The sequence below is a fragment of the Amycolatopsis australiensis genome (genome assembly GCF_900119165.1).
GTDB classification, from domain to species: Bacteria; Actinomycetota; Actinomycetes; order Mycobacteriales; family Pseudonocardiaceae; genus Amycolatopsis; species Amycolatopsis australiensis.
Genome location: NZ_FPJG01000006.1, coordinates 3,815,937 through 3,839,774, shown reverse-complemented (window position 1 = coordinate 3,839,774; position 23,838 = coordinate 3,815,937). Strand labels below are relative to the sequence as shown.

General features: G+C 71.3%; 21 protein-coding genes and 1 tRNA gene. 4 read left to right on the top strand and 18 right to left on the bottom strand.

The window, feature by feature from the left end:
- Positions 1–20: 20 nt before the first annotated feature.
- The 7 genes from BT341_RS19600 to aceA form a co-directional block, all read right to left on the bottom strand.
- Positions 21–1,244: a cytochrome P450 gene (locus BT341_RS19600; protein ID WP_072477678.1), complete on the bottom strand. Its 1,224-nt coding sequence runs from the start codon at positions 1,242–1,244 to the stop codon at positions 21–23.
- Positions 1,241–2,461 (bottom strand): macrolide family glycosyltransferase, encoded by a 1,221-nt coding sequence (locus tag BT341_RS19595; RefSeq protein WP_072477677.1) that lies wholly within the window; start codon positions 2,459–2,461, stop codon positions 1,241–1,243. Before BT341_RS19595 ends, BT341_RS19600 begins: the two co-directional genes overlap by 4 nt.
- On the bottom strand, positions 2,458–3,873 hold the full coding sequence (locus tag BT341_RS19590; protein ID WP_218177751.1) for a cation:proton antiporter domain-containing protein: 1,416 nt from the start codon (positions 3,871–3,873) through the stop codon (positions 2,458–2,460). Before BT341_RS19590 ends, BT341_RS19595 begins: the two co-directional genes overlap by 4 nt.
- A 90-nt stretch (positions 3,874–3,963) precedes the next feature.
- Entirely contained in the window at positions 3,964–5,313 is a 1,350-nt protein-coding gene (locus BT341_RS19585; RefSeq protein WP_072477676.1) for an NAD(P)/FAD-dependent oxidoreductase, read from the bottom strand.
- A gap of 32 nt (positions 5,314–5,345) precedes the next feature.
- Entirely contained in the window at positions 5,346–5,618 is a 273-nt protein-coding gene (locus tag BT341_RS19580; protein ID WP_072477675.1) for an acyl carrier protein, read from the bottom strand.
- Between the two features lie 60 nt (positions 5,619–5,678).
- Entirely contained in the window at positions 5,679–6,299 is a 621-nt protein-coding gene (locus tag BT341_RS19575) for a hypothetical protein (RefSeq protein ID WP_143168599.1), read from the bottom strand.
- 109 nt (positions 6,300–6,408) lie between these two features.
- Positions 6,409–7,704 carry an isocitrate lyase gene (aceA, locus tag BT341_RS19570; RefSeq protein WP_072477673.1) on the bottom strand — a complete coding sequence of 432 codons (1,296 nt, stop codon included), beginning with the start codon at positions 7,702–7,704 and terminating at the stop codon, positions 6,409–6,411.
- A gap of 192 nt (positions 7,705–7,896) precedes the next feature.
- Here aceA and BT341_RS19565 point away from each other — a divergent pair, with 192 nt between their 5' ends.
- A complete protein-coding gene (locus BT341_RS19565) occupies positions 7,897–9,309 on the top strand; it encodes a UbiD family decarboxylase (protein ID WP_072477672.1) in 1,413 nt (470 codons plus the stop codon).
- A 65-nt stretch (positions 9,310–9,374) separates the two neighbouring features.
- Here the strand turns inward: BT341_RS19565 and BT341_RS19560 are convergent, their stop codons facing one another.
- From BT341_RS19560 to BT341_RS19520, 9 genes are all read right to left on the bottom strand, one after another.
- Positions 9,375–9,962 (bottom strand): UbiX family flavin prenyltransferase, encoded by a 588-nt coding sequence (locus BT341_RS19560; RefSeq protein WP_072477671.1) that lies wholly within the window; start codon positions 9,960–9,962, stop codon positions 9,375–9,377.
- Positions 9,955–11,118: a Rieske 2Fe-2S domain-containing protein gene (locus tag BT341_RS19555; RefSeq protein ID WP_084742934.1), complete on the bottom strand. Its 1,164-nt coding sequence runs from the start codon at positions 11,116–11,118 to the stop codon at positions 9,955–9,957. Before BT341_RS19555 ends, BT341_RS19560 begins: the two co-directional genes overlap by 8 nt.
- Positions 11,115–12,479, bottom strand: coding sequence for a M20 family metallopeptidase (locus tag BT341_RS19550; protein WP_084742933.1), 1,365 nt, complete (start codon positions 12,477–12,479; stop codon positions 11,115–11,117). Before BT341_RS19550 ends, BT341_RS19555 begins: the two co-directional genes overlap by 4 nt.
- Entirely contained in the window at positions 12,476–13,342 is an 867-nt protein-coding gene (locus tag BT341_RS19545) for a VOC family protein (RefSeq protein WP_072477670.1), read from the bottom strand. Before BT341_RS19545 ends, BT341_RS19550 begins: the two co-directional genes overlap by 4 nt.
- A gap of 20 nt (positions 13,343–13,362) precedes the next feature.
- A complete protein-coding gene (locus BT341_RS19540) occupies positions 13,363–14,232 on the bottom strand; it encodes an alpha/beta fold hydrolase (RefSeq protein ID WP_072477669.1) in 870 nt (289 codons plus the stop codon).
- A gap of 55 nt (positions 14,233–14,287) precedes the next feature.
- Positions 14,288–14,366: transfer RNA gene (locus tag BT341_RS19535), tRNA-Trp, on the bottom strand.
- Between the two features lie 55 nt (positions 14,367–14,421).
- Positions 14,422–15,489, bottom strand: coding sequence for an NAD(P)/FAD-dependent oxidoreductase (locus BT341_RS19530; protein WP_072477668.1), 1,068 nt, complete (start codon positions 15,487–15,489; stop codon positions 14,422–14,424).
- Positions 15,489–16,559, bottom strand: coding sequence for an arylcarboxylate reductase (locus BT341_RS19525; RefSeq protein WP_072477667.1), 1,071 nt, complete (start codon positions 16,557–16,559; stop codon positions 15,489–15,491). Before BT341_RS19525 ends, BT341_RS19530 begins: the two co-directional genes overlap by 1 nt.
- Positions 16,560–16,584: 25 nt before the next feature.
- Entirely contained in the window at positions 16,585–17,547 is a 963-nt protein-coding gene (locus BT341_RS19520) for a hypothetical protein (protein ID WP_072477666.1), read from the bottom strand.
- A 220-nt stretch (positions 17,548–17,767) separates the two neighbouring features.
- Here BT341_RS19520 and BT341_RS19515 point away from each other — a divergent pair, with 220 nt between their 5' ends.
- Positions 17,768–18,829, top strand: a complete 1,062-nt coding sequence (locus BT341_RS19515; RefSeq protein WP_072477665.1) for an LLM class flavin-dependent oxidoreductase — start codon at positions 17,768–17,770, stop codon at positions 18,827–18,829.
- A gap of 179 nt (positions 18,830–19,008) precedes the next feature.
- On the opposite strand, the gene BT341_RS19510 is transcribed toward BT341_RS19515, so the two are convergent.
- Positions 19,009–19,671 (bottom strand): GOLPH3/VPS74 family protein, encoded by a 663-nt coding sequence (locus BT341_RS19510; protein WP_072482051.1) that lies wholly within the window; start codon positions 19,669–19,671, stop codon positions 19,009–19,011.
- A gap of 306 nt (positions 19,672–19,977) precedes the next feature.
- Here BT341_RS19510 and BT341_RS19505 point away from each other — a divergent pair, with 306 nt between their 5' ends.
- Both BT341_RS19505 and BT341_RS19500 read left to right on the top strand, forming a co-directional pair.
- Complete coding sequence (locus BT341_RS19505; protein ID WP_072477664.1) at positions 19,978–21,579, top strand: beta-N-acetylhexosaminidase; 1,602 nt, start codon at positions 19,978–19,980, stop codon at positions 21,577–21,579.
- Positions 21,564–22,319 (top strand): class I SAM-dependent methyltransferase, encoded by a 756-nt coding sequence (locus BT341_RS19500; RefSeq protein ID WP_084742929.1) that lies wholly within the window; start codon positions 21,564–21,566, stop codon positions 22,317–22,319. Before BT341_RS19505 ends, BT341_RS19500 begins: the two co-directional genes overlap by 16 nt.
- Positions 22,320–22,393: 74 nt before the next feature.
- Here the strand turns inward: BT341_RS19500 and BT341_RS19495 are convergent, their stop codons facing one another.
- Positions 22,394–23,833: an AMP-binding protein gene (locus tag BT341_RS19495; RefSeq protein WP_218177750.1), complete on the bottom strand. Its 1,440-nt coding sequence runs from the start codon at positions 23,831–23,833 to the stop codon at positions 22,394–22,396.
- Positions 23,834–23,838 lie beyond the last annotated feature (5 nt).

The window sequence follows — 23,838 nt, the reverse complement described above, 5'->3', positions numbered from 1 at the left end:
GGTGAGGTCTAGTGCGGTGCCTAGAGGACGCGGCGGGCCCAGGTGACCGGGAGGGCGTGGACCCCGTAGTGCAGCATGTCGTCGCGCAGCGGGACCTGCTCCGGCGGCACCGCCAGGCGCAGCTCGGGAAACCGCGCGAACAGCTCGCGGAAGCCCACCAGCATCGTGACGCGGGCCAGGTGCTGGCCGAGGCACTGGTGCACGCCGTGGCCGAACGCCACGTGCCCTTGCGTCGCCCGGTCGACGGCCAGGGTGCCGGGGTCGGGGAACCGCTCGGGGTCACGGTTCGCCGCGGGGAGCGCGACGACCACCGTCTCGCCCTTGCGGATCAGCTGCTCCCCCAGCTCGACGTCCTCCAGCGCCGCCCGGCTGGCGCCCAGGTGCGACACCGTCAGGTACCGCAGCAGCTCCTCGATCGCGTTGGGCCACAAGGCGGGCTCGGCCCGCAGCCGCGCGAGCTGAGCGGGATGCTCGAAGAGCGCGAAGGTGCCCAGCGCCAGCATGTTCGTCGTGGTGTCGAACCCGCCGCCGACCAGCGCCCAGACGAGGTTGACCAGCTCCGGCCGGTCGAGCACGCCCGTGCTCGCCAGCTCGCCGAGCATGTCGTCGCCCGGCGTCTCGAACGCCGCGTCGACCAGCCGCTCGAGGATGCCGCCGACGACGGTGATCGCGGCCATCAGCTCTTCGAGCGTGTACCGCATCCTCGCCACGACGTTCAGGTGGTGCAGCAGTTCTTCGCGATCGGCCTCGGGAACGCCGGCCAGCTCGCCCATCACGCGCGTGGCGAGCGGCTCGGCGTAGGCGGTGACCAGCTCGGCCTCGGTCCCGTCCGCGGCCATGACGTCGAGGAGCTCACGGGCGATCCGCTCGGCGACCGGGACCAGTTCCCGCGTCCGCCGCACGGTGAAGTACTTCGCGACGAGCTTGCGGTACCGGGCGTGCTCGGCGCCGTCCATCTTGGGGAACGCGCCGGGCGCGGCGGGTTCGGGCCGGTAGGTGTCCATCGGGAACGGCGGCGGGACGGCGAGGGCGACCAGGTCGTTGCGGTGGCTGAACCGGGCGTCGGCCAGCACCGCGCGGACGTCGGCGAGCCTGGTGACCAGCCAGCCGGTGGCCGGGCCGGGACTGGCGTCGAACGCGAGCGGGGTGACGCCGCCGCCTTCCTGCAGCGCCCGGTACTCGCCGGGTGGGTCGAACGGGCAGCTTCGCTTGACCGGCAACGAAGTCGGCTCCTGCGGCGTCACTTCCGGTTCCCTTCGGCCGAAGCCGCGGCGAGGCGGGCCTCGAGCTCGTCGGCGGCGCGAACCGCTCCGCCCGCCGCGTGGACTTCGCGTTGCATGGCCTGGACGCGCCGGCGGACGGCTTCGTCCGCCGCGACCGCCGTCACGGTGTCCCGGATCAGCGGCGCGGTCACGGTTTCCTTGTCCAGCACCGCGCCCAGCCCGATCCGGCGGACCTGCCGGGCGTTGATGTGCTGCTCCGGGTGGTGCGGCACGGCGATCACCGGGACCCCGAACTGCAGCGCCTCCATCAGGCTGCCCATCCCGCCCTGGCAGAGGAACACCGAGCAGTGCGGCAGGACGTCGGCGTGCGACACCCAGCGATGGGCCTCCACATTGGACGGCAACGGCCCGAGCGCGGCCGGGTCCACCCGGTTGCCCAGCGTCAGCACGACCTGCCACGGCCGGCCCGCGAACGCCTCGGCGCAGGTGCGGAAGAAGCCCGGCCGGTCGTTGACGGTCGTGCCCAGCGTGATGAGCACGACCGGCCTGCCGCCGGACGGCGGCCGCCACGACGGCGACGGCGGCGGGCCGGCCGGCGGCCCGACGAAGGTGAACCGCTCGTCGAAGGTATCCCCGGCCGGCTGGAACGCGCGGGGCAGGAACACCAGCGTGAACTCGTCACCGCCGGTGAAGAACTCCTCGAGGGTCAGCGCGCCCAGGCCGTGGTCACGCAGGTGCTCGCCGAGCCGGGTGACGAACCGCGCGATCGCCGGGTGGGCCGGATCGACCGCCTCGCCGAACGTCTGGTTCTCCGCGGTCAGCGAGAAGTGCTCGTTCGACGCCACCGTGGCCGAAAGCTGCACCGCCGGCAGCTGCTCCTTCGCGGCCAGCAGGCGTCCGGGCGCCCACAACGTCGTGTCGTAGACCAGCAGGTCCGGGGTGGACCGCGCGAAGGCGCGCTCCACCGCCGGCAGCACGGCCATGCTCTGCTCCAGCAGGTCCAGCGGCGCCCGCGCGGCTTCTTCGGCGTTCGTGATGTCCGGCTGGGCCGTGGACAGGTCACAGCCGTACGCCACGGGCCGGGCACCGGCCGCGGCGACGCGGGCGGTGAACTCGCCGGAGGTGAAGCAGGTGACCCGGTGCCCGCGCCGGACCAGCTCGGCGACCACCGGCAGCACCGGTGTCATGTGCCCGTAGGCCGGGTACGGCAGGAAGACGAGATGCCGCGCGGCGGTCATGACGCGGCGGCAGGCCGGCGGAAGCGCTCGATCACCGAGAGGGCCGGCGAGGTGGCCACGGTGGTCACCAGCGTCATGATCACCAGCATCGCGAACAGCGTCGGGCTGATCACCTTGAGGTCGAGCCCGATGTTCAGCACCGCCAGCTCGGTGAGCCCCCGGCAGTTCATCAGCGCGCCCAGCGACCACGCGTCCCGCCTGCCGATCCCGGACAGCCGCGCGGCGGCCAGGCTCCCGCCCCACTTGCCCAGCATCGCCACGACGACGATCAGCGCGGTCCACAGCCACAGCGACGGGTCGGCGCCGATCAGGTCGAACTTCGTGCGCAGTCCGGTGTAGACGAAGAACAGGGGCAGCAGCAGCGTGACGGTCAGCGCGTGCATCTGCTCGGTGGCCTGGCGGATCGGCAGCGAGCCCCGCGGCGTCACCGCGCCGAAGAGGAACGCGCCGAAGATCGGGTGGATGCCGATGCTGTCGGTGGCCAGCGCCGACAGCAGCAGCCCGGCCAGCAGCACCGACACCACCGCCGTGGTCGGCAGCGCCTTCCGGCCGTGCTCGGCCGGCGTGAACAGCCGCCGCAGCACCGGGCGGACGACGAACAGCATCAGCGCGAAGAACGCGACCGTGAGCGCCACGGTCACCGCGGTCGCGGCCATCGACGTGGCGCTCGCGATAGCGACGACGAGCGCCAGCAGGCACCACGCCGTGATGTCGTCGACCGCCGCGCAGCTGAGCGCGAGCGCGGCGATCGGCAGCTTCGTCATCTTGCGGTCGGTGATGATCCGGGCGAGCACCGGGAACGCCGTGATGCTCATCGAAATCGCGAGGAACAGCGAAAACGGCAGCCGGTCGACGCCGGCGCCGAGCGCGGGGTGCAGGGCGAAGGCGAGCAGCACCCCGGACAGGAACGGGATCGCCACGCTGACGTGGCTGACCAGCACCGCGGCCTTGCTGCGGCGGCGGACCAGCTCGACGTCGAGCTCGTAGCCGACGAGGAACATGAAGATGACCAGGCCGATCTGGGCGAGCGTGTTCATCGTCGAGGCCAGGTGGTCGGGGAAGATCCAGTGGTAGGCCGCCGGCCACGCCCAGCCGAGGAACGACGGGCCGAGCAGGATGCCGGCGAAGATCTCGCCGATCACCGCCGGCTGCGCCAGCCGCCGCGCGAGCGCCGAGAGCAGGCGGCAGGCCAGGAAGATCACCGGCAACGCGAACAGCAGCTTGGCCACCGGGTCGGCCGCGCCTCCGGCGTGCCCGGCCGGCGCGGCGCCGTCACCACCGCCGGTGCGCAGCAGGAAGAACGCGGCCACGACGGGAACCACCACCATGGCCAGGTAGGACACCCACGCGCGGCCGCGCCGGCCGGGCGCGGCGGGCGCGGGCGACGCGGTGCGCTCGTCGAGCGATGACATGACTGGCCTCTCCGATCGGCGCCGGCGGAAAGGTCGTGAGTGAGCAACAGCGTTGGAACGCTGTTTTCTCACTCACGACCTGGGGTCTTGCTAGAACAGGGCCAGCGCCGACGAAGACGCCTTGAGGTTGCCGAGGTGGCCGTGCCACAGGTGCGTGGGATCGGCCTCGACGGCGGCGACGTACTCCTTCATGGCGGTCAGTGCCGCCGGCTCTTCCGCGTCGTAGACGTCGCCCTGCAGCATCTGGATGACGTCCTTGCGGTAGCGCTCGTCGTCGATGAACGCGGTGAACAGCACGTTCAGCCGGTAGTACATCGAGATGAAGTCGTACCAGATGTTGACGCCCTTGCGCAGCGTCGTGACGTAGTTGTCGAACCGCTCGCGGCGGAAGTCACCGGCCTGGTGCGCGGCGATGACGTCCTTGGCGGCCAGCCGCGCGCTGTTCATCGCCACGCTGACGCCGCTGGAGAAGATCGGGTCGACGAACCGGGCGGCGTCGCCGATGAGCACCAGCGAGTCGCCGGCGATCTGCTTCATGCCGTAGCTGTAGTCGCCCTCGGTCTTGAACTTCCGGACCCGCTCGGCGTTCTTCAGCGCGTCGAGCATCTCCGGCCGGGTGCCGACCGAGTTCCAGAAGAAGCCCTCGAGGTCGTCCTTGTGCTCCTTGAACTTCTCCTTCTGGGTGACGACGCCGATCGAGGTGATGGTCTCGGTGATCGGGATCTGCCAGACCCAGGTGTTCTCCTGCGGCAGGAAGTGCACGTGGATGTAGTCGGCGTCCTCGGGACGGCGCGCCAGCGACGCGCGGTCGAGGCCCTCGAACCAGGTGTGCACGGCGTACTGGTTGAACACCTTGTCCGGCACCTTGACCTTGAGCTGGTTGCCGAGCAGGGTCTGCCGGCCGGTCGCGTCGATCACGCAGCGCACGGCGACCTCGAGCTGCTGCCCGCCGATCTTGGCCTGCAGCACCGGCCGGTCGCGGTCGGTGAAGTCGACCCGGTTGACCCGGACACCCTGGTAGACCTTGGCGCCGAGCTCCTCGGCGTGCTTCAGCAGCAGCGAGTCGAACTTGCCGCGGTCGACGTGCCAGGCGTAGACGCGGTCCACGCCGTTCTGGTCGCGTTCCTCGTAGGCGATCTCCGCCACGCCGAGGCCGTGCGAGCCGGCGTCGAAGTCCAGCGTGCTGGTCGGGCGGGTGTCGGACGAGGTCCACGCGGCGCCGTACTTGCGGGGGAAGCCCGCGGCCTCGATCTTGCCGATGACCCCGATGTCGTGCATCACCGGGATGACCGCGGGGACCAGTGACTCGCCGACGTGCTCGCGGGGGAAGACGTCACCCTCGAAGACGGCCACCGAAAGGCCGGCCTTGGCCAGGTAGGACGCCGCCGTGGAACCGGCCGGGCCACCACCGATGATGCCGACATCGTAGTCGTAGGACACGGGTTCTCCGTTCTGGATCGGGAAAAGAGGGGTCAGGCGACCGGGGTGCGCAGCGAAGTCACCAGGTCGGCGATGCTTTCGATGTCCTTGAAGTGCCGGGCCACCATGTCCGTGGGGGGCACCCGCACGGAGAACTCCTCGCGGATGTAGGCGACCAGCCGGGTCGTTTCGATCGAGTTGAGCAAGCCCCAGTCCAGCAACGGCGTGGTCGTGGTCAGTTCGCCCACGTCCTTGCCGTCCAGCAGGTGCTTCCCCACGAACTCAACGAGCTTGCGCGTGACGTCCACGCGCTCGTCGTCTGCCATTGCTCTTCCTCCAGTGACGGCACAGCTCCACGCACGGGATCGTGCTGGATGGTTTCCGGGTCAGTCGGTGCCCGCGTCGTGCGTGGCCTTGTTGCGGGAGCCGCGGCGCGGGCGCTGCAGCAGCTCGGTCTCGGCGTTGATGTGCTTGCGCGGCGCGAAAGCCACGTACCGGCCGCCGGACATCTTGGCCTTGAAGTTCTTCATCCAGCCGTGGTGGCCGAAGTTGCCGAACTTGTCGAAGCCGACCAGCGAAATGCCGCTGCGGTCGTAGTGGCCGCCGACGAGCAGGCACCACTGGCGGTAGTCGGGGTACTCGTTGGTCAGGTGCCGGTAGGTGAGCACGAAGGCCAGGTAGCGGCGGAAGTCCATGCCGTCGAGACCCTCTTCTTCGTAGACGCGGGAAATCGCCTGGGTGCTCTGCCCGAGCATTTCCGGGATCGGCGAGGCCGAGCAGACGAGCCAGTGCGACTCGTCGGTCATCGGGCTCTTGATCATGTTCTGCTCGACTTCCCAGCGGAAGTTCGTGGTGAGCTTCCCGGTCTCGATCATCTGCGCCTCGGAGATCTCCTGCGGCACGTAGATGAGCATTTCGTTGGTGGTCTCGAGCTCGTCGATCTCGGCCTGGGTGAACGGGCAGGGCTTCACCGCGATTTCAGTGGTCCCGTAGACTCCGTACACCATGTCTTCGAGATTCTCGGGCATGCGCATGAGCGACCGTCCTGGATTCGGAGTTTTCGCGTGGCTGATGTGTCGTCGAATTGTTTCTAACAGCACCTGACTGGGGAAACGCTCAGTAGAATTGCGACTTCTCCGTGGAGTCGATCAGCGCGACGGTGGTGCTGGACGGGTTCACGACCGTGCTCACCAGGTCGAAGTAGCTCGTGCCGACCTCGCGCTGGTGCCGTGTCGCGGTGTAGCCGGCCGCCTCGGCGGCGAACTCCCGCTCCTGCAGCTCGACGTAGGCGGTCATGCCTTCGCCGGCGTAACCGCGGGCCAGCGCGAACATCGCGTGGTTCAGCGAGTGGAACCCGGCGAGGGTGATGAACTGGAACTTGTAGCCCATGTGCCCGAGCTCGCGCTGGAACTTGGCGATCGTCGCGTCGTCGAGGTGCTTCTTCCAGTTGAACGACGGCGAGCAGTTGTAGGCCAGCAGCTGGTCGGGGTACTCGGCCTTGACGGCTTCGGCGAACCGGCGCGCGACCTCGAGGTCCGGCTTGGAGGTCTCCATCCACAGCAGGTCGGCGTAGGGCGCGTAGGCGAGGCCGCGGGCGACGCACGGCTCGAGGCCGCCGCGGACCCGGTGGTAGCCCTCCGCGGTGCGTTCTCCGGTCAGGAACGGGCGGTCGCGTTCGTCGACGTCGCTGGTGATCAGGTTCGCGGCCTGGGCGTCGGTGCGGGCGATCACGAGGCTCGGGACGTCGCAGACGTCGGCGGCCAGGCGCGCGGCCTGCAGGGTCCGGATGTGCTGGGCGGTCGGGACGAGCACCTTGCCGCCGAGGTGGCCGCACTTCTTCTCCGCGGCCAGCTGGTCCTCCCAGTGCACGCCCGCCGCGCCGCCGGCGATCATGCCTTTCATCAGCTCGAAGGCGTTGAGCACGCCGCCGAAGCCCGCCTCGGCGTCCGCCACGATCGGCGCCAGCCAGTGCGGCGCGTCCGGCTCGTTCTCGGCCCAGCTGATCTGGTCCGCGCGCAGCAGCGCGTTGTTGATCCGCCGCACGACCTGCGGCACGGAGTTGGCCGGGTAAAGGCTTTGGTCCGGGTAGGTGTGACCGGCCAGGTTGGCGTCGGCGGCGACCTGCCAGCCGGACAGGTAGATGGCCTTGAGGCCGGCGCGCACCTGCTGCACGGCCTGGTTGCCGGTCAGCGCGCCCAGCGCGTGCACGTAGTCCTCGCTGTGCAGGAGCTGCCAGAGCCGTTCCGCGCCCAGCCGGGCCAGCGTGTGCTCCTCGGTCACGCTCCCCCGCAGCCGCAGGACGTCCTCGGCGGTGTAGTCCCGGCGAACACCGCGCCATCGGGAGTCCTCGGCCCAGGACCGGGCCAGTTCGGCCGCCGCGGCTTCGCGGGGCGGCGCTGCGGTTACGGTCATGTCGTTCTCCTGACGTACGACGACGCGCGGGGTTCGTGGACGTCACCATTTAGCACCGCCGCACCGCGCCCCGGCGGTGCTCGTGGCCCAGGACGAAACATTCCCCTAGTTCTTCCCGCGTGCGCTCCGCCCGCCCGCTGAGCGGGCCCGATACTCGGGTTCGCGAGCCACCTTGCGAACGGAAGGCGTTTGATGGCGAAGGATCTGCGGACATTCCTGGCGGAGCTGCCGCCGGACCAGGTGAAGGTCGTGCGCAAGCAGGTCGACCCCGAGTTCGAGGTCACCGCCCTGGTCGACAAGCTGGAGGACGACCCGGCCTACCCCGGATTCCCGGCGGTGCTGTTCGAGAACGTCGGCGGCTCCGCGATCCCGCTGCTGATCAACCTGCACGGCACCTACGAGCGGCTCGCGCGCAGCATCGGCTCGGACGTGCACTCGATGGTCCCGGAGTACGCCCGCCGCGAGGGATCGGGGATCAAGCCGGTCACCGTCGGAACCGCGCCGGTGCAGGAGGTCGTGCTCACCGGCGACGACATCGACGTCGGCCTGCTGCCGCTGCTCAAGCACCAGGAGCTGGACGCGGGCAAGTACATCACCTCGGCGGTGACCATCTGCCGCGACCCGGACAGCGGCAAGATCAACGCGGGCATCTTCCGCCACCAGGCGCAGGGCCGCGACCAGGTCGGCATCCAGGTGAACCCGGCCCACCACACCGCGTACGTGCTGCGGAAGCTGCGCGAGCAGAAGAAGCCGATGGAGGTGGCGCTCGTCATCGGCCACCACCCGGCGCTGCTGATGGGCGCGGTGTCCAAGCTGGAGGGTATCGGCGGCGAGCTCGACGTGGTCGGCGGCCTGCTCGGCGAACCGCTGGAAATGGTGCCCTGCAAGACGGTCGGGCTCGAAGTGCCGGCCCGCGCCGAGATCGTCATCGAAGGCGTCATCGACACCGATCCGGACGCCACGGTCGTCGAAGGCCCGTTCGGCGAGTACCCGCGGTTCTACACGCGCACCGGCCCGCAGCCGTACGTGAAGATCACCGCGATCACCATGCGCCGCAAGCCCGTCTTCGTCGACGTGTTCAACGCCCACACCGAGCACAGCATGCTCGGCGGGCTGCCCCGGATGGGCAGCATCTACCGCCGGGTCAAGGACGCGGTGCCCACGGTGACCGGCGTGCACCTGCCGCTGTCGGGCATGGCCCGCTCGCACCTGTACCTGTCGATGAGCAAGCGCGTCGAGGGCGAGCCGAAGCTGGCGGCCTGCGCGGCCCTGGCGGTGGACCCGTTGCTGAAGCACGTGTTCGTGGTGGACGACGACGTCGACGTGTTCAACGAGGTCGAAACCCTGTGGTGCCTGGCGACGCGCTTCCAGGCCGACCGCGACCTGACGATCATGCCGGGCTTCCTCGGCGGCCAGCTCAACCCGGTGACCTACGGGCACAACCGGGAGGAGAAGGGCCCGATGGAGACGAAGCTGATCTTCGACTGCACGAAGCCCGTGCCGCCGGCGGTGTTCCCGCCCTCGTGCCGGGTGCCGCCGGAGGTCGTGGCCCGGGTGGACCACCGCGCGCTGCTGGAGGACGTGCCGGCGTCCTTTCCGGGCTGAAGGTCGCCCGCACCGCCGACGACGCCGGTGCGGGCGATCTTCCACCACCCGGGTGAGCCGCCGGGCTAACCCCGGGCGGGGCCGTGCCAGCGCTCCACCAGCTCGTCCGGCGGGCGGATGCCCAGCAGGTCGCAGAGCCGGCCGACCTGGTGGTCCACCAGGTCGCCCAGCGTCGCGGGCCGCCCGTAGAACGCGGGCATCAGCGGGGCCAGGATGCCGCCCATCTCGGTCACCTGCGTCATCGCCCGCAGGTGCCCCAGGTGCAACGGCGTCTCGCGCAGCGCGACGACGAGCTTCCGCCGCTCCTTCAACGTCACGTCGGCCGCCCGCACCAGCAGGCTGTCGTTCTGCGACCAGGCGATGGCACCGAGACTGCGCACCGAGCACGGCAGCACGATCATCGCGTCGATCGGGAACGACCCGCTGGAAATCGGCGCCGCGATGTCACCGGGCCGGTACGTGAAATCGGCGAGAGAAGCGACCGATGACGGCGTCCAGTCCGTCTCGAAGACGATCGTCTGCCGGGCGGCCGGCGTGACCACCAGGTGCGTCTCGACCTCGGGCATGCCCTTGAGGATCTCCAGCAGGCGGATGCCGTAGATCGCCCCGCTGGAGCCGGACATCCCGACCACCAGCCGCGTCGGCTCAGTCATCCTTCGCCCGCCTCCGCTGCGCCTGCCGCTCCTTGACGACCTCGACCGGCCCGCGCCGGGCCTCCTCCTCGACCAGCCGCCGCCATTCGGTCAGCGAGACGTCGGGTCGGTACAGCCGCTCCGGCGGGGCATCGGTCACCTCGACCATCAGCCGGTCCTCGTCGTTGAACATGCCGTGGAACACCCAGCGCGCCCAAGTCCAGTAGTAGAGCCAGAACTTCCGGTTCCGCCACTTGCCCTTGCTCATCACGGCGAGCTGGACGTAGGTGTGGTCCTCCGCGGTCGCGGCCACCCACCACTCGAAGTGCGACCACTCCTCGTACTTCACCCGCAGCGTGCCCGGCAGCCGCAGCGACACCTTCGTCTTGTTGCCCTCGCGCCGCCGGTACCACTTCTTCTTCGGGAAGTCGCCGAGACCGGGGAACGAGGCGCTGTAGTGCATCTTGTCCTTGCGGCGGGTGATCCACGGCCCGTCGCGGATCACCTTCATCTCGCTCCACACCGGCATCTTCACGCGCTTGGTCCACAACGCGTTGCGGTGCAGCCATTTCGCGTGGCCGTCGTCGAAGCCGTTCTCCGCGCCGAAGCGCCAGTTGCCGTCCCGCACGGTGATGCGGCCGACGACGATCGCGTCCGGGTCCAGCAGCTCCTCCGGGACGTCGTCGGCGAACGGCCGGGCCGGGCCGTCGCCCATCCACAGCCAGACCAGGCCGCGGGCCTCCTCGACCGGGTAGGTGCGCACGGTGACCTTGCCGCAGATCGGCGACTCCGGCCCGTCGGTGATCGCGGCGACCAGCACGCCGGTCGCCAGGTCGAACGTCCAGCCGTGGTAGCAGCAGCTCCACGTGCCCGGAAACTCCTGCGAGGACATCTTGTGGCTCAGCGGGACACCGCGGTGCGGGCACCGGTCGTGCAGCGCGCGGACCTGCCCGCCGTCGCGCACGAGCATGACCTTCTCGCCCAGCACGCGGATCGCGCGCGGCTTGCGGCCGACCTTCCGCGACCACGCCACGGGGTACCAGTACTCGCGGAAGCCGAGCGCGGCGGCTTCGTAGCGCGGCCAGGTCGACCAGTCCCGGCGGCCGGGGACACCCACGTCCGCCTGCCGCCGCGCCGGGCGGGCCTCGTCGTCGACCGGGGGCAGGATGTCGGTCATCGGCTGTCTCCTCGACTGCTCGCGGGCGGCTCCCGCAGCTCGGCACGCTGGCTGGTCGTCACGTCGACCACGACGCCGACCAGCAGGTCGACCAGCCGGCGCATGGCGGGCACGTCCGCGACACCCATGGAAAACCCGGGGAACGGGCCCGGTTCGGCGGGCGGCGGCAAGCCGATCCGCGCGGTCGGGATGCCGTGCCGGCGCAGCACCCCGCCGTCGGACAGCCCGCTGCCCGGCTTGCCCGGCACGTGCGGCCGGCCTTCGACGTCCTCCCAGGCCCGGATGAGCCGGGTGACGACCGGGCTGTCCGGCGGCGTGGCCGACCCCGCCTGTCCGGCCACCAGCTCGACCTCGATCTCCACGGCGGGCTCGGCCGCGCGCAGCTCGGCGACGACCGCCTCGAACTGCCCGGCCACGTCGTGCACCGTGGTGCGCGGGTTGACCCGCAGGTCGACCCAGAACTCGCAGGCCACCGGGTTGAACGCCGGCTTGCCGCCGTCGCCGGCGCGGATGGCGTTGACCGCGCCCTGCGGTGCCACCTGCCCGGAGGTGTTGCGCGCGGTGTACTCGCCGAACCAGCTCTCCAGCCGCCCGACCATCCGGGCGGCCGCGACGATCGCGTTGCTGTAGTGGCCCTTGTGCCTGCTGCCGGTGTAGCCGGCCGCGCCGCGCACGGCGACGCGGAAGATCGCGAACCCGACCTCCTCGTGCACCACCGAGTAGCCCGGCTTGAGCACGATCGCGAGGTCGGACGAGCACTGGCCGTGGTCCATGAGGAACTGCGTGCCGACGTGCATGCCCGAGTTGCGCCGCGACGACAGCTCCCCGGCCAGCACCGGCATGCTGCCGCCGACGAGCGCGACCACCAGCTGCCCGTCCAGCGGCACGCCACAGCGGTGCACGGCGAGGGCGGCGGCCAGCGCGCAGCTGGCGAACGCCTTCGGGTTCTCCGCGCCGAGCCCGACGATCTTGTCGCCGAACCGCTGCGCGGGCAGGGCGAAGTCGTCGCGGGGCCGTTCGCCGAGCCACGGCGCGTCCTCGGGTCCGGGCGCGAACGCCGTGTCCAGGGGCGCCAGCAGGAGCAGCTGCGCGCCGGCCCGGCCGGTGCCGATCCGGGTGACGAGGTTGGCCTGGCGCTCGTCGATCGCCTGCACCCGGCTGTCGAGCCCGGCCGAGGTCATCGCGTCGCGGAAGTACTCGGCCAGCTCCCGCTCGCAGCCGGTCGGGCTGGGGATGTCGGTGGCGGCCTGGCACAGCAGCGCCAGCTCGGCTTCGTCGACCTCGGCGCGGGCGGCCTTGACCCATTCCCGCTGCCAGCCGGACAGTTGCGTGATGTCCGGGTCGATCGGGTCGGGTGTCATGACGTCTTGATCTCGGTGCCGGTCACGTGGTGGTGCCCCCACAGGCTCGTCGGCCCGGCCAGCTGCCGCGTCGACCACCCGGCGGTGTCGACGTCCATCCCGTCCCAGCCGTACTCGATCTCCCAGCCCGACGGCGTCTCGAGGTAGAACGACACGGCCCGGTCGTTGCTGTGCCTGCCCAGCGTGCGGGTGACGATGCGGCGGTCGAAGGCGGCGTCGAACGTCGAGCCGACGTCGTCGAGCGTGGCCGTCTCCAGCATGATGTGGCGCAGCCCGGGCTCGTCGGTCTCGACCAGCGCGATCGAGTGGTGCCGCGGGTTGCAGTGCAGGAAGGCGATGAAGCCCTTGAAGGTGTCGCTGACCGCGAAGCCGAGGGTGTCCACCAGGAACGCGAGCGTCTCGGCGTAGTTCCGCACGCCGATCACGGCGTGCCCCATCCCGTGCTCGCCGGTCCGGTAGCCGGACAGCGGGCGGGTCAGCCGCAGCGGCCGGAAGTCGGCCTCCTGGCCGTAGCACAGCTCGTGGCGCAGCCCGGACGGGTCCACCAGCCACGCCATGCCCGCGACGCGCCGGTCGGCGCACTCGGCGGCGCTCGCCCGGGTGACCGTGACGCCGGCCGCGGCCAGGTCGTGCTCCAGCGCGGCCAGGTCGGCGGCGCTCGCCACCTCCCAGCCCAGCCACGAGAGCCCTTCGGCGTCGCCGTGGCGGATGTCGAAGCGGTAGGCCCGTTCGTCCATGCGCAGCAGCAGGCGCCCGTCGCCGGCCCAGTGGCCCGGCAGGCCGAGGACGTCCGCGCCGAACGTCTCCCAGGACGGCAGCTCCCGGGTGGACAGTCCGGCGTAGGCGAGGCTGCGGATGCGCATCGGGTCGGTCCTCCTGCTGTTCACTCCGCACGGCCCAGGAAGTCGAGGACCACGCGGTCGTGCTCTTCGGGTTGCTCCCACTGCGGCCAGTGCGCGGCGTCGGCGACGCAGTGGAAGGCCGCGCCCGGGACGAGCTCGGCGATCCGGCGGCCCACATCGGGCCCGCTGCCGGGGTTGTGGTCCGACCACAGCACCAGCGTCGGCACGCTCACTTCCGCCAGCCGCTCTTCGGCGATCTTCCGGTCCGGGCCGGAGCCGAACCCGAAGGAGTTCTCGAACACCGTGCGCAGGGCGGCGTTGGTGGCCGGCTCGGCGTAGATCCGGCGGCGGACCTCGACCAGCTCGCCGGTGACGCGGTCCGGGCGGGCCATCAGCCACTCCAGCCGGGCGCGGACGGTTTCGGGGACCGGGTTCTCGATCGCGGCCAGCGAACGGGCGCGCAGGGCCTCGCGCCCTTCGGCGGGCCGCTCGTGGACCGAGCCGGGCCGCCACTTGATGCCCGCGGTGGTGTTGAGCACCAGCTTCCCGACGCGGCCGGGGTGCTCCAGGGCCAGCGTCAGCGCGACCCAGCCGCCGAGCGACTCGCCTTCGACGTGCGCGCGCTCGATGCCCTCGGAGTCCAGCAGGTCGAGCACCTGGTCGACGTACGTGCCGACGGCGTCGTGGGTGAAGCCCGGCTTGCCGGAGAACCCGTGCCACAGCAGGTCGATCGCCATCGCGCGGCAGTGCTCGCCCAGCCGCGTCACGTTGCGCGCGTAGGCCTCGGCGTGCCCGCCGACGCCGTGCAGGAGCAGCAGCGGCTCGCCGTCGCCGGCTTCGATCACGCGGGTGCGGTACTTCTCGCCGAGGTAGCGGGTCTGGCTGCCCAGCAGCTCGGTCCAGATGGTCACCTCGGTACTCCCAACGGTCGGCGGGCCCGGCCGGGACCGGTGGCGCAGCTGTTCGTGGCAGGGGCGGCAGGACTCGAACCTGCAACCGTCGGTGTTGGAAACCGCTGCTCTGGCCAGTTGAGAGCTACACCCCTTCGCACCGCTTTCCCGGTGCGAGATCAGTATGCGACGGAAGTTTTGGGGAACTTTCTAGCTTGTCTCCGCCGCTTCGAAGCGGTCCGGCGTGAAGACGTCCACGAGCGCGTCCGGCTCGCCGTCGACGATCCGCGCGGCGAGGGCCTTGCCGAACAGCGGCGCCAACGTCACCCCGGCGCTCGCGACGGCCTCGTAGTACCCGGGCACCGCCGACAGCGAGCCGACGCTCGGCAGTTCGTCGCGCGCGCACCGCGCGTCCACGACGCTCGCCTTCCGGACGGTCGCCGTCCCCAGCGACGGCACCACCCTCGCCGCCCGGTCCAGCAGGTCCTTGACGAACTCCGGATCGGGCGTCCCCGAGCGCGGCGGCAGCCCGCGGTCGACGCGGTCGGAGCGCAGGACGACGCGTCCGGGCCCGTCCGGGCGGATGCTGACCTCCGGGGCACGCAGGATGCAGGACAGCGGGTCGCCGTCGACCAGCAGGTGCGCGATCAGGCTCCGCCGCGGCGGGCCGAGGAACGGGCGGGCGCCGGCCAGCGCGCCGATCTCGTCCGCGGCCGATCCGCCGGCGTTGACCACGACGTCGGCCTCGATCCGGCGGCCGTCCGCGAGCCCGACGCCGCCGGACACCGAGGTCACCTCGGCGTTCAGCGCCAGCGTGGCACCGTGGGCGACCGCCCGGTCCAGGAGGTGGCGGGTGAAGGCGACCGCGTCGATCCAGCCTTCGGACGGCAGGAAGGCGACCGGTCCGGACGCGGGGAAGACCACCGAAGTGCCGTCCGCGGCGTACCGCTCGACGGGGCAGCCCCATTCGGCGAGCTGGGCGAGGTAGCCGGCGAACGACTCGTCGTCGGTCCACGCGACCGTGCCGGTGCGGTGCCACCAGGGCGCGGAGTCCCCGGCGAGTGCCGCGTGCTCGGCGATGCCCGCCTGGTTCAGCTCGAAATACGCCTTGGGAAAGCGCCGGTAGGCCGTCGCGGTGGCGAACCCGGCCTCGGTGGTGCCCGCGGCGGGCCGGTCCGCGCGGTCGACGCAGTGCACGCGGGCGCCGCGCCGGGCGAGGTGGTAGGTCACCGCGGCGCCGATCACCCCGGCGCCGACGACGACCACGGCCGGCGCCATCAGTAGAGCCCTTCCGGCGCGGCCTGGCTGACCTGCAGCGGACGCACGTTGTACACGCCGTCGACCGGCCATTCGCCCTTGGTGTCGTAGCGGGTCGCCTCGTCGCGTTCCAGCAGGTTGGGCAGGAAGAGGTCCTCGTGCAGCACAGTCAGCTTCAGCTGTCCTTTTCCGACAGTCCGGCGGAAGTCGCCGGGGTCCACGACCGACATGGTCACCTGCGGGTACGTGGGCACGTACGGCAGGATCGCGCCGTCGTCCTCCGGGTGCAGGCTCACGGCGTTGCCGAAGGTGTTGCCGTACCCGGACCGCACCAGTCCGCCGTCGAGCGCCGCGACGAAGTCCCGGTACATCCGCGGGCTCATGTGCGTGCCGCCCAGCCGCACGCCGTCGAGCGCGGCGACCAGCTCCGGCTGCCGCGCGATCAGCTTCTGCAGCAGCGCGGGTGTCGTGTTGAGGTAGTGGACGTGCTGCGAGCGCAGGATGTCGACGATCTGGCCGAGCACGTGGTCGGTGTACTCCCCCAGCTCCTTCATCTTGCCGGCGCGGATGAGCTGCTTGATCCAGCGCGGGTCCATGTCGATGCCGTAGACCAGCCCGGCCAGCTGCTCGGACAGCTCGATCGCGCCGTTGCCGATCTGGTGCGGCCCGCTCGGCGTGGCCTGCACCCAGGTGCGGCCCGGCCGGTAGCCGTCGAACAGGTACGACCAGCGCCGCCATTCGACGCGGTGGGTCATCATGTCCTCGGTGTAGAACACCCGCACCGGGTCGCCGGTGGTGCCGCCGGACTCCCACACGCGCCCGGTCAGCGGCCGCGGCACCGTGCGCGGCACGAGGTCCGCGGGGTCCATGCCGCGCAGGTCGCCGGGCGGGAACGGGCCGAACTCGGCGAGCTGGTCGTAGCGCGTGATGTCCATCGGGTCGAACGCCAGCTCGGTCGCCCGCTTCAGCCAGTACGGGCTGCCGAGCTCCGGGTTGAAGTGCCGCCGCACCACGTGCCGCGTCCACGCGTCGAGGTCGAGGGACAACCAGTGGTCGGTCAGGCTGGCACGTTCGTGCGTGCGGGTGCTCACGGTCTCTCCTTGCTCCGGAAGGCGGTCAGGCGGGGGCGACGAGGTCGACGGCGTGGTCGTAGATCGCGGTCATGGCTTCGGTGACGTGGTGCGGCTCGGTGATCCGCACGACGGGGAACGGGAAGTCGAGCACGCCGGCCGGCAGCGTCGGGCCGAGGACGAAGGCGAGCCGGACGCCCTGCTCCGCCATCCCGGCGCAGACGTGCGGCAGGCTCATCGTCGAGGTCTTGTTGCGCTGGAACAGGTCCCGCACATCGTCGGCGGTCGTGAGCGCGCGCTGCTCGAGGAACGAGCACACCGGGATGCGCGGGTCGGCCACCGGCATGGCCGCGACCGCCGGCGCCATGAAGTCGGTCGCGTACTGGCGCAGCGGGGAGTGCACGGCGAACGGCTGGCCGTCGATGACGCTGATCATGCCGGGCGGGCTCTGCGCGACGAGCCGGTCGAGGGCCTCGGCCGTGCCGCTGAGCATGAGCAGCCGGACGGTCCCGTCGGCGAGCAGGCCGAAGTCACCGCCGAGGTGCACGCCGGGACGCCGGTCGCCGTGGTAGGCGAACGGATCCTCGCTCACCGGCAGGAAGGCGATGGCCGCGCCCTGCGCCGGCGGTGCCGGGTCCGGCAGCGGCGTCCGGGCTTCGCGCAGCAGCAGGTCGAACAGCGTCCGGCGGTCCACCGCGCCCGCCACGGAACTCGCGATGAGACCGCCGAGGCTGATCCCGCCGGTGACGCCCGGGTGGACGTCGGATCCGGCCAGGACGTCGTGGATGCCCAGTGCCAGCGCGGCCAGCCGGATGCCGGCCAGGCTGAACCGCTCGTGGTCGCCGCGCGGTTCGAACTCCCCGCGCAGCAGCGCGCGCGGTTCGAGGCCGGTCCAGTCGCGCACCTGCTCGTAGGCGCGGCGCATCGCCGGGTAGGCCTCGTAGAGCTTCGCCCCGTGCTCCGGGTCGGGATCGGAGATGTTCGCGCCGAAGAGATATCCCAGAGTCACCGAATTCCCCTAACGAACGAACCGACGCGGTGGCCGCGACGCTACGCACGCCCTCGCGGGCGGGACCGGGCTAGCATGCGGGCTCTAGGCAAAACCTCAGCTCCGCGCGGACGGGCGTCTAAGGGTTACCCCAGGGTTGGCTTGGTAGGACGGGTGTCGCGGGCAGGCCGGGTGCGAGAAAACCGGTAGCCGTCACCCTATTCGCCGGAGGTATCAGAACGTGGAGTATGGCGTCTCGCTGTTGCCCGACTGCGATCCGCGGACCACCACCGCCTCGCAGTACTTCCAGGACGTGCTGCAGGTCAGTGTGCTCGCCGACCAGCTGGGGCTGCACTACGTCAAGATGACCGAGCACTACCTGCGCTCCTACGGCGGATATTCCCCGAGCCCGCTGGCCTTCCTGTCGGCGGTGGCCGCGCGCACGCGGTCGATCCGCCTGATGACCGGCGGCATCCAGGCGTCGTTCCACCACCCGATCCAGATCGCCGCGCACGCGGCGCAGGTCGACGTGATGAGCGGCGGCCGTCTCGACGTCGGCTTCGCGCGGGCGTTCCTGCCGTACGAGTTCGAGGCGTTCGGCGTCGACATGGACACCAGCCGCGAGCGGTTCCTGGCCACCATCGAAGCCGTGGTGCGGCTGTGGCACGAGTCCGACGTCACCGAGGACACGCCGTTCTTCGCCTACGAGAACGCGAACTCGCTGCCGGCCCCGGTGCAGCAGCCCGGCCCGCCGGTGTGGGTGGCCGCGCTGGCGACGCCGGCCAGCTTCGACTGGACCGGCCGCAAGGGGTTCAACCTGCTGATCAGCTCGACCCAGCTGAACGAGATGGCCCGCAAGCGCGAGTACGTCGAGCTGTACCGCAGCGCGTTCCTCGAGTCGCAGGGCGACTCGGGTCGCAAGCCGAAGTTCGCGGTGAGCATCCCGCTGCTGATCGCCGACAGCGACGAGGAGGCGCGCGACCTGGCGGTGCCGTTCATGGTGAAGTCGTTCAACGCGTTCAAGGAAGCGATCCTGTCGTGGCACAACGTCGAGTCGCCGGCGTACGAGGGCTACACGGCGATGGCGCGCCAGATGGCGAGCTTCGACCTGGAGACCGACGGCCTCGAGGCCAAGGCCGTGGTGGGCGCCCCGGACACGGTGCTGGGCCGCATCGAGGAGGTCCGTGACGTCCTGGGCCCGGACGTCATCCTGTGGAACCTCGACTTCGGCGGCCAGTCGGCGGAGACGATGTCCCGCACACTGCAGCTGTTCGCGGACAAGGTGATGCCGGCACTCGCCTGACCCGGCGGCGCCGCGGCCGGATCTCCGGCCGCCGGCCGGAACCCGCGCACGCTCCGGCTGTGCCGTGATTCGCGCCGCGGCCGCACCGGCCTCGTGACTTCGCCCGCTCCCAGGGTGCGCAGACGGAAGGACCCGGCAGCCGATGGCCGCCGGGTCCTTCCGTCGTCAGGGGGTGCGGGTCAGCCGCTGAAGCCGAGGCCGCCCTGGGCGGCGATCATCGTCAGGCGGATGCCGCGCAGTGCCTTCTCCAGGCCCGGGGCGACCTCGCCGACGCGGTCGGTCAGCTCCTCGATGCGGTCCTTGTACTCGCCCTTGCTCTCCTTGCGGGTCACCACGCTCGGCACCGTGCCGGCGGCGGCCAGCGCGACCAGCGCGGCGTCGTCCGCGCCGATCTCGGCCGCCGGGGTCGAGCCGTGCAGCACCTCGACCGCGTGCTCCTGCAGCGCCTTGGCCACGGCCGGGTCGGTGACGGTCACGTGGGTCTTCGGCACCACGCCCAGGACCTTCTTCTCCTCCACCGCGAGCAGCTTCCGCTCCACCAGCTGCTCCTCGATCTGGTCGAGGGTCTCCTTGTAGTCGTGCCGGATCCACGACTTCCAGCTGCGCTTCTCGTTCCCGATCTGCGCCAGCAGCCGGTCGAGCACCGGGTCGCCGGTCGGGTCCGCCTTGACCAGCACGGCGTCGCCGTCTTCGTCGGCGATGTTGCCGCGCAGCGCCAGCTCGGTCAGCACGCCGGCGCGGGTCAGGAACGCCGTGCGCGTGCGGTCGTAGAGGTCTTCCTTCTCCACGTCGTAGGCGAGCAGGTAGGCACGGTAATGGACGGCGGTCGGCGTTTCGGTCATCTCGGTCACCCGTTTCTGTGTCGGTCGTCGGTACGGGCCGGGTCTCTCCGGCGCACCTGCGCCCGGCCGAGTTCTCCCCCTGGCCGGACCGGTTCGGATGCGTACGACCCGATCTTGACCGATCGGGGTGCCGTCGGGTAACGGCCAAAGGTTGACAGTCGGTGACGGAAGGTTGCGGGCGGACAACCTTAGTTGATTCCGGGGTCTGGCAGTCCGCCTAGACGTGGGCTGCGCGAGTGGACTCCCCGGCCACCGGGCCGTTAAGAGAAAGGGACCAGTCTCACCACTATCCGCAATGGACGGCTCATGACCGCTCGAACTGCCAGGCGTGGGGTGCTGTTCCTCTCCCTCCTCGGCCTGCTCGCCCCCGCGGTGCCCGCCGGCGCCGCACCGCGCCCGGTTCCGGCCGCACCGACCCTGCAGCAGGTCGTGCCCGCCCCGGTGTCGGTGACGCCGGATCCGGCCGTCCGCTACCGGCTCGGCCCGGACACGGTGGTGTTCACCGCCGGCGGCGCCGAAGCCCGCGAGGTCGGCGACTACCTCGCCGGGCTGCTGCGCCCGTCGACCCGGTTCCGGCTCCCGGTGTTCCCCGCGCCGGCGTCCGGCCCCTGGGTGCCGAAGACGCTGCCCGGGATCTCGCTGGTGCTCGGCGGCGCCGACGCCCGCGTCGGCGACGAGGGCTACCAGCTCGACAGCACGGCGACCGGCGTCACCATCCGGGCCGCGAAGCCCGCCGGGCTGTTCAACGGCGTGCAGACGCTGCGGCAGCTGCTGCCCGCGTCCCTCAGCGGGCCCCTCACGGTGGCCGGCGGCCACATCCTCGACTACCCGCGGTACGCCTACCGCGGCGCCATGCTCGACGTCGCCCGCCACTTCCTGCCGGTCGCCGACGTCGAGAAGTACATCGACGACATCGCGCTGTACAAGGTGAACAACCTGCACCTGCACCTCACCGACGACCAGGGCTGGCGGCTGCAGATCGACGGCTGGCCGAACCTGACGGCCAAGGGCGCGAGCACCGGCTCCGGCGGCGGTCCCGGCGGGTTCTACACCCAGGCCCAGTACCGCGAGATCGTCGCCTACGCCGAGAGCAGGCACGTCACGATCGTGCCGGAGATCGACATGCCGTCGCACTTCGGCGCGGCACTGGCGTCGTACGCCGAGCTCAACTGCGACGGCGTCGCCGGGCCGGTCTACACCGGCCTGACGCCCGCGCCGCGGTCGGATCTGTGCGTCGGCAAGCCGGTCACGTACCGGTTCATCCGCGACGTGCTCGGCCAGGTCGCGGCGCTGACCCCCGGCGGCTACCTCGACGTGGGCGGCGACGAGATCCAGGACCTCACCGACGAGCAGTACACCGCGTTCATGAAGAAGATCGCGCCGATGGTGGCCGCGCTCGGCAAGAAGCTGTTCGGCTGGGGCGAGATGCTCACCGCGACGCCGCCGCAGGGCGCGACCGGCGAGTTCTGGATCTACGACGGCACGCAGAACGAGGTGGGCCAGGCCAGCCAGCAGGGCGCGAAGCTGATCATGGCCCCGTGCGTCTACACCTACCTCGACATGAAGTACGCGCCCGGCGTCCCCGCTTCGCTCGGCCTCGAGTGGGCCGGTGACATCAGCGTCCAAGCGGCGTACGGCTGGGACCCGACGGCCGTGGTACCGGGCGCGTCGGCGTCCAACATCGACGGCGTCGAAGCTCCCTTGTGGACGGACACCGTGCGCAGCCTCGACGACGTGCGCTACCTCGCCTTCCCGCGGCTGCCGGCGATCGCCGAGATCGGCTGGTCGCCGCAGGCGAGCCACGACTGGACGTCGTTCTCGGCCCGGCTGGCCGCGCAGGGCCCGCGCTGGACGGCGCTGGGCGTGAAGTACTACCCGGCACCGGAAATCCCGTGGCCGGGCCACTGATCCCGCGTCAGGAGATGCCGACGATGGCGAACAAGGACGGGCAAGTCTGGGAGGCCTACTGGACGGACCTCCCGGACCGCGCGGGCGCGGCGTTCTGGGACTGCGAGCCCGCGGACGGCGCGGCGGCGCACGCGGAGCTGTTCAAGGCACATTTCGACCCGCAGCTGCCCCTGGTCGACCTCGGCTGCGGCAACGGCACGCAGACGAAGTACCTGGCCGGGCTGTACGACCGGGTCGTCGGCGTCGACATCGCCGAGGCGGCGCTGAAGCGGGCGCGGGCGGAGAACCCCGCGGCCAACGTCGCGTACGAGCTGCTCGACGTCCTGGACGACGCGGCGGTGCGGGCGTTCCACGAGCGCCACGGCGACGTGAACATCTACCTGTCGGGGGTGATCCACCAGCTGCCGGTGGACCGCCGCGTGGCGTGCACGCGCAACCTGGCGGTGCTGGCCGGGACGCGCGGGTGCGTGTTCGACCAGGAGCTGACCCCGGCGAGCTACACGTACATGCAGCGGCTGATCGCGGACCCGGCCAACGACCTGCCGAAGCTGGAGCGCGTCTCGATCTACTTCGGCATCGGCCTGCAGCCGGCGGCGGGCGAGGCGGAACTGGAGACGGTCTACGAGCAGGCGGGCTTCACGATCACCGAGGGCGGCGAACTCCGGCTGCGCACGACGGAAACCCTGGCCGACGGCGCGAACCTGGACCTGCCGACCCATTACGTCATCGCCCGCGCCTGACCCGCACGGGTCGTGAATGCCACGTCGAGGGACTTGTGGTCTCCCGGCGTGGCATTCCCGGCGTGGGGCCGGAGTCAGGGAGTGGCGGCGAGGGCGGCGCGGTCGGTCTTGCCGTTGGCCGTGCGCGGGAGCTCCGCCACCACGGTCACCTCGTCCACGATCATGTACCGCGGCAGGTGGGCCGCGCAGTGGGCCTTCATGCCCAGCAGCGTCACGCGCTCGCCGGCGCGTGGGACGATCACCGCGCGCAGCTTCGCGTCGATGCCCGTGCCCGCGACCACCACCACCGCCTGCGCGACCGCCGGGTGGCGGGACAGGGCCGCCTCGATCTCGCCCAGCTCGACGCGGTGGCCGCGCAGCTTCACCATCGCGTCGCGGCGGCCGATGTACTCCAGCTCGCCTCGCTCGCCGTACCGGCCGAGGTCACCCGTCCGGTAGCCGCCGAGCTGCGGCGGCGCGCCCCAGTACCCCAGCATGACCGTCGGACCCGAGACGACGATCTCGGCGTCCGGTGCCAGCGTGACCGTCGCTCCCGAGCAGGGCCGTCCGATCGGCAGGCCGCCGGTGCGGCCGAGGTCCGCGCCGGTCACCTCGTGGCTGGTCACGACGTTGGTCTCGGTCGGGCCGTACCAGTTGAACAGCCGGACGTCCGGCCACGCGCGGCGCAGCGCCCGCACCCCCGCGATCGGGAACGGCTCCCCGGCGAACACGCAGACGCGCAGCCGCGCCGGGACCGGCCGGTCGAGCAGGCCGCCGTGCCGCATCATCAGCAGCAGCGCCGAAGGCACCGAATACCAGATGCTGATTCCGCGTTCGCTCAGGAATTCCGTCAGCTCGGCCGGCGAGTAGGACAGCTCCGCGCCGGCCAGGTCGACCGACGCGCCCGCGAGGAACGCGCCGTAGAGGTCGAACACGGACAGGTCGAAGTTGAACGGCGCGTGGTTGGCCAGCCGGTCGCCCGCGTGCAGCCCGGTTTCCGCCGCGGCCCACGTGACGAAGGCCAGCGCGTTGCGGTGGCTGATCAGGACGCCCTTGGGCGCGCCGGTCGACCCGGAGGTGTAGAGGATGTAGGCGGGCTCGTCCGGGCCGACGGGCTCGACCGGCACCGGAGAATCGACAGTGGACAGTTCGGCGAACCCGCTCAAGGGCGGCGGGTTGTCGCCCCAGCCGGCCGCGAGCCCGGCTTCGCCGGTGACGACCAGCGCCGGGGCGCAACCGTCGGCGATGAGCCGCACCCGCGAAACCGGGTTCGACGGCGCCACCGGCACGTAGATCGCGCCCAGCCGCAACGACGCCTGCATCAGCGCCACCACCTCGGCGCTCTTCTCCGCCCAGATCAGCACCCGGTCGCCGCGGCGGACCCCGGCCGCGTGCAGGCCGGCCGCCTGCCGGGCGGCCAGCCGGTCCAGCTCGCGGTAGGTCACCGTCGTGTCGCCGGCGTGCACGGCCGGGGCGTCCGGCGTGCGCCCGGCAGCGTCGATCACCAGCTGGTGCAGCAGTTCCGGACTGTCCACAGTAT